General features: G+C 50.1%; 14 protein-coding genes. 2 read left to right on the forward strand and 12 right to left on the reverse strand.

What is annotated here, in order from left to right:
* Window positions 1–10: 10 nt before the first annotated feature.
* The 7 genes from V8F51_RS16415 to V8F51_RS16445 form a co-directional block, all read right to left on the reverse strand.
* On the reverse strand, window positions 11–937 hold the full coding sequence (locus V8F51_RS16415) for a polysaccharide deacetylase family protein (protein ID WP_337101370.1): 927 nt from the start codon (window positions 935–937) through the stop codon (window positions 11–13).
* A 34-nt stretch (window positions 938–971) separates the two neighbouring features.
* The gene (locus V8F51_RS16420; protein ID WP_337101371.1) at window positions 972–1,967 is read right to left on the reverse strand and encodes a phosphotransferase; all 996 of its coding nucleotides are present in this window, start codon (window positions 1,965–1,967) and stop codon (window positions 972–974) included.
* Between the two features lie 46 nt (window positions 1,968–2,013).
* Window positions 2,014–2,700: an MOSC domain-containing protein gene (locus V8F51_RS16425; RefSeq protein ID WP_337101372.1), complete on the reverse strand. Its 687-nt coding sequence runs from the start codon at window positions 2,698–2,700 to the stop codon at window positions 2,014–2,016.
* Between the two features lie 231 nt (window positions 2,701–2,931).
* On the reverse strand, window positions 2,932–4,548 hold the full coding sequence (locus V8F51_RS16430) for an amino acid permease (RefSeq protein ID WP_337101373.1): 1,617 nt from the start codon (window positions 4,546–4,548) through the stop codon (window positions 2,932–2,934).
* Window positions 4,549–4,685: 137 nt separating this feature from the next.
* Window positions 4,686–5,297: a DUF3298 and DUF4163 domain-containing protein gene (locus tag V8F51_RS16435; RefSeq protein WP_337101374.1), complete on the reverse strand. Its 612-nt coding sequence runs from the start codon at window positions 5,295–5,297 to the stop codon at window positions 4,686–4,688.
* A 16-nt stretch (window positions 5,298–5,313) separates the two neighbouring features.
* On the reverse strand, window positions 5,314–5,826 hold the full coding sequence (locus V8F51_RS16440; RefSeq protein ID WP_337101375.1) for a GNAT family N-acetyltransferase: 513 nt from the start codon (window positions 5,824–5,826) through the stop codon (window positions 5,314–5,316).
* A complete protein-coding gene (locus V8F51_RS16445) occupies window positions 5,823–6,548 on the reverse strand; it encodes a phosphonate ABC transporter ATP-binding protein (RefSeq protein WP_337101376.1) in 726 nt (241 codons plus the stop codon). Before V8F51_RS16445 ends, V8F51_RS16440 begins: the two co-directional genes overlap by 4 nt.
* 160 nt (window positions 6,549–6,708) lie before the next feature.
* On the opposite strand from V8F51_RS16445, the gene V8F51_RS16450 reads away from it, so the two are divergent.
* Complete coding sequence (locus V8F51_RS16450; protein WP_337101377.1) at window positions 6,709–6,933, forward strand: hypothetical protein; 225 nt, start codon at window positions 6,709–6,711, stop codon at window positions 6,931–6,933.
* A gap of 72 nt (window positions 6,934–7,005) precedes the next feature.
* On the opposite strand, the gene V8F51_RS16455 is transcribed toward V8F51_RS16450, so the two are convergent.
* A complete protein-coding gene (locus V8F51_RS16455; protein ID WP_337101378.1) occupies window positions 7,006–7,143 on the reverse strand; it encodes a hypothetical protein in 138 nt (45 codons plus the stop codon).
* 155 nt (window positions 7,144–7,298) lie between these two features.
* Here V8F51_RS16455 and V8F51_RS16460 point away from each other — a divergent pair, with 155 nt between their 5' ends.
* The gene (locus tag V8F51_RS16460) at window positions 7,299–8,033 is read left to right on the forward strand and encodes an HAD family hydrolase (protein WP_337101379.1); all 735 of its coding nucleotides are present in this window, start codon (window positions 7,299–7,301) and stop codon (window positions 8,031–8,033) included.
* 69 nt (window positions 8,034–8,102) lie between these two features.
* Here the strand turns inward: V8F51_RS16460 and V8F51_RS16465 are convergent, their stop codons facing one another.
* The 4 genes from V8F51_RS16465 to V8F51_RS16480 form a co-directional block, all read right to left on the reverse strand.
* Window positions 8,103–10,388 carry a type IA DNA topoisomerase gene (locus V8F51_RS16465; RefSeq protein ID WP_337101380.1) on the reverse strand — a complete coding sequence of 762 codons (2,286 nt, stop codon included), beginning with the start codon at window positions 10,386–10,388 and terminating at the stop codon, window positions 8,103–8,105.
* Between the two features lie 172 nt (window positions 10,389–10,560).
* On the reverse strand, window positions 10,561–11,682 hold the full coding sequence (locus V8F51_RS16470; RefSeq protein ID WP_337101381.1) for a hypothetical protein: 1,122 nt from the start codon (window positions 11,680–11,682) through the stop codon (window positions 10,561–10,563).
* 50 nt (window positions 11,683–11,732) lie between these two features.
* Window positions 11,733–12,053: a hypothetical protein gene (locus V8F51_RS16475; protein WP_337101382.1), complete on the reverse strand. Its 321-nt coding sequence runs from the start codon at window positions 12,051–12,053 to the stop codon at window positions 11,733–11,735.
* A 107-nt stretch (window positions 12,054–12,160) separates the two neighbouring features.
* A complete protein-coding gene (locus V8F51_RS16480; protein ID WP_337101383.1) occupies window positions 12,161–13,648 on the reverse strand; it encodes a glutamate synthase subunit beta in 1,488 nt (495 codons plus the stop codon).
* Window positions 13,649–13,843: the final 195 nt, after the last annotated feature.

Below are 13,843 nucleotides of genomic sequence, written 5' to 3' on the forward strand. Positions count from 1 at the left end.
CAGCTCCTTCTTATTGGCTAGCCTGATCGGCTAGCTTATGTTGCAGCACTTGCAGCTGGCTCCAGCGGACCATCTTAATCCCTTCGGTTTCTAACGTACGCAATATATCTGGATCGCGGAATAATTCCAGCTCCATTCCGCGTTTCTCAGCTTGATAGTGATAGGCCCGCAGCTCATCAGTCACAACGGATGGATGTATAATGACCTCGCTCACGCCAGGACGCAGCCCTCGCAGCAAGTCGATCATATTCGCTTTGAAGCTTTCATACGTCTCTCCTTCTTGCAATTGGAATGGCAGCCCAAGCAAATAATCAAGCACGACTACGCCCTTCGACGCGGCATAATCGGCAAGCTGCTTCGCTTGCTCCGCCATCTCGGGTGGCGCTACCTGTCCGTCTTCCTGCAGCAGATAACGCGGCAAGCGGAACGGCAAACCGTAAGCAGCGCATACATCGAAAACGATCGGCAAGAAGTTGCGTCCGGTTGTCAGCCCATAGAGGCTGCCCATATGATTGTCGGCATGCGTCGGGTTAACGCCGAGCTGCAGAGCCATCTCAACTTGTGCGATCAGTTCCGCTCTTACTTGCTCCTCATCGGCTTGTTGCTCGAATGTCTTGCAGTCCGGCGGAAAGTAGCCTTCATTCGTGACGAGCGAAGAGCTGTCGCCCTTGCGATTCACTGGACCCCAACGATAAGCATCCCACTCGCTTGTGAACGTAAAGTGAATACCTACATTGAGCTCCGGATGAGAAGCGCTCCATAAAGCAGCTTCACGCGCCCAAGCGCAAGGTAGCATTAACGTTGCCGAGCTGATAGCGCCTTCCTCCAGCAATTGCTGGATGCCGACATTAACGGAATGACAAGAACCGAAGTCATCTCCATTCACGATTAGTAGCCGATCCTCTTCGTTATACCCGAGTGCTTGCGCCAAGTTCATATAGCGTTCCATCCTCTCTGATAATAATGATTCATTATGACTGAAGTTGATGAAGCAGCTCATTGCAATTACGTTCTACCCACTCGCAGCCATAAGCAGATTGATCGATAATGCCGCACAGCACATCGTCCGCATCCAGCCCATCCTTGAACCTTATTGCGAAATGCAGCGCAACGTCGAGAAGCCTAAGCTTCATGATCGCCGGCAGCAGCTCCAGCTCTCGAGCAGACAGTTTTATGATCTCGGAATAACCCGCGAATAGCAGCTTAATCCGCTCAAGTACATCCTCCCGCCCGGGTCTGATCATATCGACAGCGGTAACCGCCAGTTCCATCGCCCGTACATCTACGGTGCAGAACTCGAAGTCCAGCACGCCTGCTATCCTCTCATTTCGGACAATTGTATTGTTAAAAACGAGATCGCCATGGATCCACTGCTTTGGCAGCTCCGCGATGCGTTTGCTTAACGGCTTCAGCTTCTGCCGTTCATCCATGAGAGCAATCATCCTATTACGCCTTGCAGTCAGCTCATCAGACCGTTCACTTAACGCAACGAAGCTCTCCTCGTCCAACGCCGCATATGTTTCTTCGAGCAAATAATAAGGGCTGTAGATGGGCGGTTTCGAAGGCTGTGCATCCTTTAGCGCTAAGGTCAATTCACCAGCCGCTCGGCCAAGCAAGTACACATGATGGTTCTCCTCTGCATCCGTTCGATCTCCTACAATGAAACGGAATAACGAAGCGATCGTTCCATCCTCGGCCTTTGTTACGGTTGATCCAAACACATTGCGAATCGGCAGCGGGACTTGAAAAGGCAGCGCTTTCGTATTAAGCCACGCCAGCAGCTCATGTTCGAGCGCTACAATGTCGTTGTCCTTATGATTATTATAAATCCGCAGAACGAATCGCTCGGTGCCCGCCGTTACCATCCGAGTTGTATTATTCATGCCGCTTTCCTTATGCTCGATGTGCCAATCGTCTATGAACGAATATTGATCCAAAAATAGCGCAAAATCTATGTTGTCCTTCACCGCTGGTTGTCCTCCTTAAAGCTAAACAAGGATTCATGTGATGCGTCTAAGCTTCCTGCTGTTCAAGCCGCCGCAGTCGCTTGCCAAGCTGCTCTTGCCAGCTTATCGAGAGCTCTTCTACCGATAACAGCTCGCGCAAACCTGCCGCATCCTCTTTGTCGATATACATGAGCCGGTTCGCTTCGGCAATCGATTTGGCAGCCGGATGGCGCTGAATGCGCTTAAGCTCCAAGCCTGTCTTCAGCAAACCTTCCTTAATAACGCGAAAATAAAACCCGGTATATCCGCTGATCTGAACGTCCTGCGGAAGCTCCTGCAGTTCATGGCGCAAGCCAAGCTTATAGCAAGGCTGCCTAGGCTGACTGACTTGTACGATAACATCGCCAATCTGCACAATATCACCTATGCATAAGTCATGCTCCGTCCACTCGGACACCGTTAAGTTCTCCCCGAACGCACCGGCTTCGAATGATCGATTGTATTTATCCGACCAATGCGGCAAATGCCTCTCGAAATAAACACAAATAGCTTTGTCGCTCCCGCCGTGATGAACGGTATCTCCCTGACCGTCCCCCTCCAAGCCGGTATACGACAAAGCATGCGTCTGTTTCGATGCTTGCTTCACAATTCCTGATACAACTTCTTTCGTGCCATGAGCCATCGCAACCGGCATGCCGACATTAAGCGATACGACTTTCGGCAACGGCAACGATACAACCGGTTCCACCGACATGATCTGCTTCCTCCCACAAGTTGATTGCTATAGTCCTATTATAATCGGGGAAGGGAGAAGATGGCAAAGATAACATCCTTCAATTTATTTATGGCGTTAATAATTAATGTTATAACAACTGTCGAATATAGGCGGAAACACGATCAGAACACGATGTCGAATTCATTGATTTTGTGTAGCTTCATGCGCTTCCCCGGGAAATTATTATCTTCAACAATCATTATTTCCCCGTTATTGCAAAGGAAACTTTTTCTCCATCCGTAACAGCTCCTTACGGCTTCGTTTGGCGCGGGTTTGCATACTGACGAGGCGACGTTTCTCATATCTGAAATCCATTGTCGTTGCCGCCAACAGAACGAGAGCTGCCCCGATTGCCCCCCAGCGATGAAGATAACCTGCTGCAAGCGCCGCGGAGACGACAAGCCATATAACCGCGATCCAGCTAACTGCCCGGCTCCATCGTCCAAGATGCCATGGCGCGCGTTGCTCCTCCTGCAGCTGATTATTCTGCTGCAGCTTCATCGCGATTGGAATGGCGTAGGAAGTATGTATGCAAATAACGCTGAAGGAAACTAGCAGCATAATATATCCAGTTGCCGTAATTAATTGTGCAGCAGCGAGAATGACTACCACCATAATAGCGCTCAACCAGACCGTGCTAGCGGGTGTTTGATGACGCTCGGACACTTTCGTCCACCATTTGCTAAGGGGGAGCGCTTCGTCCCGCGCCAAGCTAAGCAGCGCTCTCGAGCAGACCGTCAAAGTCTGCAAACCGCTCACCCACAACGACAGCAGAACTATCGCGCCAATGATCCATGCGCCTCCCCAGCCGACAAGGGCGCTATTGATGAATAAACCTGCTCCCGCATTGCCTTCAGCCGTATAGGTCAAAGTCAATGTCATAAAGGCCAGCATCGCGAACCCGACGATATAGGTGTATGCAGTGGACAAATAAATAGCCCAAGGCACTTTCACGCGAGGCTCAATCGTCTCCTCCGCTCCTTGGCTCGCCGCATCCATACCGATGAACAGTTTCTGCAGCAGCAAGGTGCCGCCGATGAACGCGCTGGCGTTCACCGTTCCGCTCAGCTGCGCATTATGGAACTGGAACAATACGATCGGCGAATAGCTGCCAGGCCAGAACAGCCAAACGAGTCCGCCAACGATTAGCGCGGCAGCAATCATTTGAAGCCACACACCGCCTGCCAATATGTATTTAAGCCCGCGCGTTCCCCAGTGGTTGGCGGCCGCTTGCGCAATCGTAAGTGTCACCACCATTGTCCAAAATGTGAGGAGCGATGGATCATAATGAAGTCTGGCCGATAGGAAGGCATCGAGCAATCCGGCACAAGCCGCATTAAGCAGCGTTAAAGTTGCAAGCTGTCCTGCGGAATGAAAGGCGCCTGTCCGCCAGCCCCACTTGCGGCCGCCCATGGCCGTAGCCCAATGGTAGACCCCGCCGGCTGTTGGCACCGCCGATGCCAGCTCCGCTAGCGAGGCGCTGACCAATAGCGCCAATAAGGCCAAGATTGGAAAACCGAATCCGATAACCGAGGGTCCGCCTTCCTTTAATGCCGGTCCATACAGGAATGCCGCCCCGCCGACTAATGCCATCACGTTGAAGGACAGGCCGAAGATCGACATCCCGCCCAGATGCCTGCGAAGCTGCTGAGCGATTCCGAAACGATGCAATTCATGCTTATCCTGCAGCAATTGGGTCGAAGCCCCGTAGCTGATCATGCTCTGATAACCGGAATTTTTCACGCTTGCTTGCGCTTTGAGCGCACCTGCTAGAATCGCGGCGAATACCGCCGCGGCTAACAGCAATCCAATTAGTGCAACTACCAAAACGAACACCTCCATACGTTAATGTATGAGCGGCAATCCACGGACATGCTCTATTGGACAACCATTTCAATAGATTCCGCAGCATAGGAAAGAGCCGCATCTATATGGATGCGGCTGCGGTAAGATCGCGTAATCGTTTAATCATTCGGAACCATTTGTCCAAGCGGACCATCTTCATTGATAATGTCCTCGATATCGTACACCGATATCGGAAAATACGGAAAGCCGAACACATATGGCGTTAATTCATAGATTTGGAAGTAGATGACGAGCGCCCGATCGGCAATATAGAAGTCTTGATCAGGACGAATCGACTTGAACGGTTCAATCGGAGCGATATCCCTCTCCTTGATTTGCGCCGCGATAATCTCGTTCAATCGTGACACATAGTCGCTTCCAGACTTGAACAGTTGAGCGAGCGTATACGTTTCGCCAGTCGATTGCTTGAACGTTAGCGAATCCTGCAACGTCAGACCGTGTGCTCCGCCTGTATAAGCGTAGTTATATAGCGATAAGCTCAGCACGTCTTTCTCGTTCGTTTTCTGTTCATAGAAACCGATCATTTCGGCGTTCGGGTCTTGAAGCGAACCTTGGCTGTCGACTAACTTCTGAGCGCTTTTCTTAATTGCGTCATTGATTCGTTTGTCAGCCGCCGAGTTGACGCCTCCGGATATATGCGGCACCGCAAGGTCCGCTTTATGAAAATGAGCTTTGGCGGTCTGCACCACGACTGGTGATTGGAATGCCATCCTTAAGAACACCTTCCTATTCGGTAAGATGCTCCATTGTATGCAGGTCTAGGCTCATCTCATACCATAGGATGCCTCCATGATTGGATGCCGATCGCCCGTGAAGAACGAAGCCTTCCTGTTCGTAGAAGCCGATCAGTTGCTCTTCGCACATGAGGACGATGGAACGCAGCTCATCGCTGCGGCACTGGCTAATAAGCTTCCGAAGCAGCATGCCTCCTATACCTTGCCTGCGATAATTCGTATCGACAGCTACTGTGAGTACGCAGAAGCTATGACCTGCCGGATCATCGCCATGCGCACCTTTCATCTCATCGCCGCACTCCTCTTGAGACGTTCGAACTCCGTTAGCGATGCCTACGAGCTTCCCGTCCGCCCAAGCGGACCAGAAATAAGCAGGATATACGCGGTTACGATGCTGGAATCCTTCGAACGTTGCTGCAGCCTCAGGCGTATAGCAGCTCCGCTCCAGCGTAATCGCCGCAGCCAGTTCCTCTTCCGCTATGACACGCAGATGAATCTCCGTCACAGCAATTGCTTCTCTCTTTCCGTGAGCCTGCGGCCCTTCACATCAAGCACGATCTTGCCGGCGTTCAAGCCGATTATCCGGTCCGCGAACCGCTCTGCCCAATCGCCTTGATGAAGAACTGCAATAACGATGACGCCTTGATCGCGACAAAGCGCTTTCAAATCGGAAAGAACTTGATCTGCCGTATGCGGGTCTAGTCCGGATACGGGCTCGTCCGCCGCGATAACCTTCGCGCCATGGACAAGCGCTCTTGCAACGGCCATACGTTGGCGCTCGCCGCCGCTTAACGTGCTCGCCTTCTGATGCGCCTTATCAATGAGGCCGCGCTTCTCGATCATATCCATCGCGCCCATATAATCGTCATTGCGGACCATTCCAGTCCATCGGCGCCAAGCAGGCGTCTGCGAGACCGATCCGATAATAACGTTCTTAAGCCCTGTCTTCGAAGGGAACAAGAACGGCTTCTCTTCGAGGTAGGCAACCTGCTGCCTTACTTTGCGCTTGGCCATGATCCCTTGCTTGAACACGTCGGCACCGTCGAAATAATACGAGCCTTCCGTCCAATTCTCTTGTAGCGACAAGCACTTAAGCAGCATGGATTTGCCGCTGCCGCTGCTTCCTTTGATCGCTATAAATTCACCTGGCTGCACCTCGAAGCTTACTTGATCAAGCACCTTCGGTCCACCAGGAATTTGTTTCGTCAAACGCTGAATTCTTATCATTGCTCGCGCTCCTTCTGCTTGCGACAGTCGTATCTATAAATCTAGTTTACGGGAAACAAAAAATAGTTTCCATACGAACAAATGTTTGGTATAATGAAAACAAGAACAAATGTTCTGAATTGCGTATAAATTACAAATCATTTAAGGAGGATCGATCATCATGAAAAAACTTTGCGAAAATTACCGTTATGTAGAGAAAGGGCGCCCTTATCGCGACCTAACCTTTAAGTTCTACCCGGACGGGCGGCTTGTCATTATCGACAATAACGCAGAGGAGGTGATCGCTCCGAGAGACTTGAAGGGTGACAGCCTGGACTTTTATGTACGTCGAAGAATCGATTTCATTAAGAATCAGCTTGCTGCCTCGCAGCTCAAATACGCTTAATTCATTTCTAATCACTAGAACGCGGCTGGAGAGGCGCTTAACCTCTCCTTTCGCGAAACTTTCCAATCCCCGTTAAGGCAACTGTTTATTAATCCCGTTTAAGCTCGGCGGCCTCTTTGCGAACTTCTCCGATTTCAGCGTTATCGATTGCTCGCGGAAGCTGGAATGATTTTGCTGATTCTTCGTTTTGCTGCTTTTATTGAATGGCATGCTTATCACCTCCAGTATCATTATGCGAATGTAGCTGGATATTTATGTGAAATCATACCCCCTCCATAAATAAACATCGTTACATTGACTCTGCGTCTTCATTGCGGTAGATTGTTCATACAGCAGCCAATCGCCCTACAAAGGAGACGCTCCCTATGAAGCAGCAAATTATGTTCGACCTGGACGATACGCTTATTCACTGCAACAAATATTTTTATCTCGTTATCGATCAATTCGTCGATGCGATGACTACGTGGTTCCAAGGCTTCCCTGACATTACAGCCGATGCCATTCGAGACAAGCAGACCGAGATTGATATTGCGGGCGTTGCGGTGTTCGGCTTCAAGAGCGAGCATTTCCCGCAATCGTTCGTCGATACCTATGTTCATTTCTCTAACGTGAGCGGACGCAAACGCTCCAAGTCAGAAGAGGATTTGCTATGGAAGCTCGGATTAAGCGTGTATGAGCATGACAATGAGCCTTATCCGAACATGGAGCAGACGCTGTATGAGCTGGCTAATACCGGCCATGAGCTTCACTTATATACTGGCGGCGAGATGTTAATCCAGCGGCGCAAGATCGAGAAGCTGCATTTGGAGCGTTATTTCGATTCGCGCATTTATATTCGTCGATTGAAAAATAGTGAAGCGCTGGAGACCATATTGTCTGAAGGTCCCTTCGACCGCAACCGAACATGGATGGTCGGCAATTCGATTCGGACGGACGTTGTGCCTGCCCTGACTGCAGGAATCCATGCGATCCATATGAAAGCCAAGTCGGAATGGCAATATAACGTCATCAATATAGACGTTGAACCGAAAGGTGCTTTCTTCACGCTCGACCAGCTTAAGGACGTGCCGGATACGATTCACCGTTACATTGGACGCTAGATTGTAGATACGAAGAGGCCGTATGGTTAGGAAATGTGTTTTCTTCCTAACCATACGGCCTCTATTGTTTTATTCGATTGCTAATTCGCCGGTCGATTCATTTCTTAATACGATTCGACCTTCCGTCTGGGTTCCATCCTCAAGCGTCACCTTAAGCTTCGTCGTCTTGCCCTTCTCAATCAATGACTTCACTTGACCATCGGTCAAGCTTCGACCGTAGCTTTCCTTCCAAATAACGAACTTGCAGCCTTCCTTATAATGCGAGCAGCCGTAGCCCTTCCGCCCCATGAAGATCGACCCTCCACATCCGGCACTTGGACATACACCGATTACAGACGGCTCAGAGGCCGCAGATGGGGATTGAACGGCAACGCCGCCCTTTGATCCGGATGATGACTTCGCACTCGCTGAACGAGCGCGTGAACCGCCTGAAGCGGATGCAGACTGCTCCCCTCCGGACTTGCCTTTGCTTCTTGTCGTCTTGCTTTGAGCAGGAGCTTCGCTTTCGAACGAGTTTTTGTTCGCGCGCGACTGTACGCGCACTTTATCGACAATCATCGTAGCGAACTTCTTAACATTGTCCATAAACTGCTGATCCGAAGCTGAGCCTCTCGCGATCTCATTCAGACGACGCTCCCACATCCCGGTCATTTCCGGTGAAGTGAGCAGTTCGATACCGGCACCGCGTATTAATTCGATGGCCGTACGGCCTTTTTGTGTAATAAGAATCTTTTTCCCTTGCATCTCGACATAACCGACATTTTTGAGTCGCTCGATTGTAGCCGCACGTGTAGCCGGCGTGCCAAGGCCCGAGTCCTTCATCGCATCTCGCACATCATCGTCTTCGATTTGCTTGCCAGCGCTCTCCATCGCTTTCAGAAGCGTCCCCTCCGTATAATGCTTAGGAGGCTGCGTATCCTTTTCCTTCACAATGGCATCGGCGCAAGTGACACCTTCGTTCGCCGATATCGAGAACGGCTCGCTGACCTCGATTTCTTCGTCCTCGGCCTCTTCCTTGTCTTTACCCTTTGTCGTCTTAGGCTTGTCCTTCTTCTGATCGGCGTAGATCACTTTCCAGCCTAAGCTGAGCAGCTCCTTCACCGTCGTCTTGAAGTTCTCTCCTTCGACTTCTGTCATAACCGTATGCACCTTATATTCAGCTGCAGGATAGAACTGCGACAGAAAACGGCGCACGATCAAATCATACAGCTTTTGCTCATCCGGGTTCAATCCGTTCGCCTTACGGTAAGTCGGCAATATGGCATGATGATCTTCCACTCTGCTCGGATTGCAGATGAATTTATTCCCTTTATGGACGAGACCGCGATTTGCGCCTTTCACGAATTCATCGTAAGCCGTGCCTTGCAGCGCGTTCAACGTTTTATGCATCTCCGGAATGTTCTGCTCGGTCACATAGTTGGAGTTCGTCCTCGGGTAGGAGATCACTTTATGTTTCTCGTACAGAGCCTGAGCGACGTCGAGCGTCTTTTTTGCCGAGAATCCGTATTTGCCATTGGCCTCACGCTGAAGCAGCGTCAAATCGTATAGCTTATTCGGGTATTCCTTCGTATCCTTTACCTCATAGGAAGCAATCCGCCCAGGTTTTCCTTTTACCTTGGCAGCTAAAGCGTCAGCCTTCTCCTTATCGGTCATACGCTCGCCCTGCCACATGCCGCGATACGTCATTTCGCCTTGGGAGAAGTGCCCCTCCAATTCGAAAAACTTCAGCGATGAGAAAGCCTCAATCAGCTTCTGCCGATCATAGATCAGAGCAAGCACCGGAGTCTGTACGCGTCCGACGGACAGCAGCACATTATGTTTTGTCGTGAACGCTCTTGAGCCGTTCATGCCTATCAGCCAGTCCGCTTCGCTACGAGCTGTAGCCGCCTTCGTCAGGTTCTCATATTCAGAGCCCTCGCGCAGCTCCTCGAATCCCTTCCTGATAGTCTCCGGCGTCAAGTCCGATATCCAAAGCCGCTTCACCGGCTGCGATAGCTTCAGGTGGCGCTGAATAAGCGAGAAGATGTATTGACCTTCCCGCCCTGCATCGCATGAGTTAACAAGTCTATCACTGCGCTTCGCCAGATCGGCGATCACCTTGAGCTGGTCCATCGTTTTCCGGTTCGGTATGAGCTTGAACTTGTCCGGTATTATAGGCAGATCATTAATATTCCATTTCTTATAACGATCGTCGTAGGCATCAGGCTCGGCAAGCCCGATGAGATGGCCGATCGCCCACGTAATAATATAATGCTCTCCTTCTATGTAGGAACGGTGATTTTTCGCTTTCGGATCTATTGCGGCTGCTATATTTCTTCCCATATCGGGTTTTTCCGCAATAATTAACGTCTTCAATACAGAATCGCTCCTTCATTACGATCATTCTTTTACCTATTTTACAGATAATCGTCGGCTCTCGCCATCACTTTGCGACCTATTCTCAAGAAAAAAACCTGATCGGATCATCATCCGAATCAGGTTCATTCCTGAATAATAGGCTATAAAATCCTATAATAGCTAGTATTTTTTAGTCTTCGACATAAGCGGTAATCGTGCTGAAAATCGATCGAACGCCATCCGACCAACGCGGATCCTCGGCATATTTGCGGTTAATCCAAGCGAATGCATCGGCATCCGCCGGTCTATCCTTGCTTAGGTTAAAGATCGTTCTAGCCGCAATTTCTGCTGAATCATGGATTGTCGTATTGTACTCTTTCCAGCTATGGAACACATTGAAAGGATTGTTCGCTATCTCGTCAGCTAACTTATTCGTCTTAGGAACGAAGCCCTGCTCCTGCCCTGTTATCGCGAACAGCAGGATCGGATGAATATCGAATGCATGAGCGGCATCAATAATCGCATCGAAGTAAGGCTGCTCCGCTAGTACGGACGATCTTGTCTCTAAGTAGCGAATAAGCATTTCCTCATTAATCGGTGTATAACGAAGCTCCATCGGCAGCCCGCCTGCGGCCATCTCGACTTTCTGTACGGGATTCGTCGCAACCGGCGGCAGCATCTGACCAGCTGACGGTCTTGACAATGACCAGGCGTACAAGACGGACGTCACAGCTAAAATGATGCAAAGCGACAAATACATCAGATTGCGTCGTTCAATCCGTTTCTTGATCAGCTCGAACGCTGAACTCGGAAGCGAGATTACTTCAGCCGGTTCAATAGTCTCCGCACCTTGGTGCAGCCTCACCGAATGCGTAGCAAGTTCGGCCCTTAACTGAGTCCATAAGCTGTCTGCGTGCGTATCGCTCTCCATGCTTGGATTAGCAAGCTTGTCCAACACACGCCCCATAACTTCAGAATCGCATTGAACGCTCAATTGAAGCTCTATCCACTCGTGGAATGGCTCCGCTATGGCAGTGACGTTGCGATCCAATACCAAGCAAGCGTCGAAAATATCATCGGCCTTAACCGGTCGTCCTTGTTCCATAACGGCGCTTCGAATCAGCTCAGAAGTAATCAATCGTTTGACCGACTCTTCGAATGCAGGCAACTGCTTATGTATGATACGAGTAACGGCATCAGCAACGATCTCCGCCCGTTGCTCCTGCGGCATTGAAGAATACTTATGTTGAACATAGCTGCGAATGTTTCTAACATCAGTCGGAGAAACAACCAAAGCTTCCTCGGCCGGCATCGTTAATCGCTCCTTCGCATCAACTTATACCGATTTTACCACAACTTTCCTTACGATGGGGAGCTTAGTTTCTGAATGAGGTCTTGAATATCCGTACGGTTTACAAAATTCGTTATTTGTTCCTTCTCTCCGACAGTGAATTGATATTCACAATCGCAGCCTTCGTCTTGCGGCACGATCTGCGCAATAGCACCGCTATGCGTACAAATAACCAAAGCTGTGAAGTCGATCAGATCATCAGGAATTGGTGTAGTAGCTTCAAGCTCAAAGCGAAGCGTAATATCGATCCACTGATCATCCCGGCGTTCAATCATCGGCTTAATCGTATGAAAACGCAGCTCCGCCACTCGATCCAATCCATATTTAATCACATTAATTACCCCGCATTCTAACTTAATTGAGATGTCCAGCTGTTGATCTGCAAGAGAAAAAGCGCCCGAAGGCGCTTATCTGTATACATGTTATCACCAGCCTCTTATTAAGGAAGCATCGACGATCCCATCAAATATTTGTCAACCTCGCGAGCCGCTTCGCGACCCTCGTTGATTGCCCATACGACCAAGCTTTGGCCGCGGCGCATGTCGCCGGCTGCGAACACTTTGTCCACACTTGTTTTGTATTTGCCGTAAGCTGCTTTCACATTCGTGCGACGGTCTTGCTCAAGGCCGAGTTGCTCGATTACCGGCTTCTCCGGACCTTCGAAGCCAACAGCGATGAATACAAGATCCGCAGGCCATACTTTCTCGGTGCCAGGTATTTCGCTATATATTTTGCGGCCAGTCTCATCAACCGTACGCTCGATTTGAACCGTGTGAAGCTCTTTCAATTGACCATTCTCGTCGCCAACGAATTTTTTCGTCAAGACGGAGAATGCTCGCGGATCTTCGCCGAACAAAGCTTTCGCTTCCTCATGCGCATAATCTAGTGTATAAACGTTCGGGAATTGCGGCCAAGGGTTGTTGATCGAATCACGCTCAAGCGGAGCTTTCGCATGAGTGCCGAATTGCGTTACCGACTTGCAGCCGTGGCGAAGCGCCGTTGCTACGCAGTCAGAACCCGTGTCGCCGCCGCCAATGACGATAACGTCTTTGTCTTTGGCCGAGATGTAGTTGCCATCTTCCAGGTTCGAATCCAAGTAGCTCTTGATCGTGCCGTTCAAGTAGTCCATTGCCATATGAACGCCGTTCAAGTCGCGGCCTTCGATCTCAACGTCGCGAGCGCGAGTCGATCCGCCGCACAATACGACAGCATCAAAGTTCTCGACAAGCTCGGTAGCGGTAATATCTTTGCCGATCTCCGTGTTCGTTACGAATTCAACGCCTTCCGCTTCCATCAAATCAACGCGGCGTTGAACGACATGTTTCTCAAGCTTCATCGTAGGAATGCCGTAAGTGAGCAATCCGCCGATGCGGTCTGCGCGCTCGTAAACAGTTACGGTGTGACCAGCTTTGTTCAATTGTGCTGCAGTCGCCATACCGGCAGGACCGGAACCAACGACAGCTACGCGCTTGCCCGTACGCATCTTCGGAGGCTGCGGTACGACCCAGCCTTCTTCGAAGCCGCGGTCAATGATAGCTTGTTCGATCGTCTTAATCGTTACAGCGTCGCCAATAAGGCCGACTGTACAGGAACCTTCGCAAGGCGCTGGACATACGCGGCCTGTGAACTCAGGGAAATTGTTCGTTTTATGCAGGCGGTCAAGCGCTTCACGCCATAGGCCACGATAAATGAGGTTATTCCATTCTGGAATGAGGTTGTTAACCGGACAGCCCGATACAGAGCCTGCCAGTTCTATTCCCGTATGGCAATAAGGCGTGCCGCAATCCATGCAGCGCGAGCCTTGGGTCTTCAGCTGCTCATCCGAGAAATGCTTATGAAATTCCTGCCAATCCTTAATGCGCTCCAGCGGGTCGCGATCGGCCGGCAATTCGCGTTGATATTCCATAAAACCAGTAGGTGTAGACATGATCGCATTTCCTCCATCCAAATTTCCGTTTACCATCTTAACAATTCTCTTTAAAACTATATCGGGAAATAATCAAATATTCAACTACAAACTTTTTTAGCGTGCTTATATACTATTGTAAAACATCCTAGCATTTCTGTCACAAGGACGTTAATGGATTATACGCACAATCATTTGCACTATCTTACATAACGT

Source organism: Paenibacillus sp. YIM B09110, from assembly GCF_037167145.1.
GTDB lineage: Bacteria > Bacillota > Bacilli > Paenibacillales > Paenibacillaceae > Pristimantibacillus.

Bases quoted from the DNA above. Each gene is read 5' to 3' on its own strand.
- V8F51_RS16415 (WP_337101370.1), bottom strand. From the start codon at position 937: ATGAACTTGGCGCAAGCACTCGGGTATAACGAAGAGGATCGGCTACTA.
- V8F51_RS16425 (WP_337101372.1), bottom strand. From the start codon at position 2,700: ATGTCGGTGGAACCGGTTGTATCGTTGCCGTTGCCGAAAGTCGTATCG.
- V8F51_RS16435 (WP_337101374.1), bottom strand. From the start codon at position 5,297: ATGGCATTCCAATCACCAGTCGTGGTGCAGACCGCCAAAGCTCATTTT.
- V8F51_RS16445 (WP_337101376.1), bottom strand. From the start codon at position 6,548: ATGATAAGAATTCAGCGTTTGACGAAACAAATTCCTGGTGGACCGAAG.
- V8F51_RS16450 (WP_337101377.1), top strand. From the start codon at position 6,709: ATGAAAAAACTTTGCGAAAATTACCGTTATGTAGAGAAAGGGCGCCCT.
- V8F51_RS16455 (WP_337101378.1), bottom strand. From the start codon at position 7,143: ATGCCATTCAATAAAAGCAGCAAAACGAAGAATCAGCAAAATCATTCC.
- V8F51_RS16460 (WP_337101379.1), top strand. From the start codon at position 7,299: ATGAAGCAGCAAATTATGTTCGACCTGGACGATACGCTTATTCACTGC.
- V8F51_RS16470 (WP_337101381.1), bottom strand. From the start codon at position 11,682: ATGCCGGCCGAGGAAGCTTTGGTTGTTTCTCCGACTGATGTTAGAAAC.
- V8F51_RS16480 (WP_337101383.1), bottom strand. From the start codon at position 13,648: ATGTCTACACCTACTGGTTTTATGGAATATCAACGCGAATTGCCGGCC.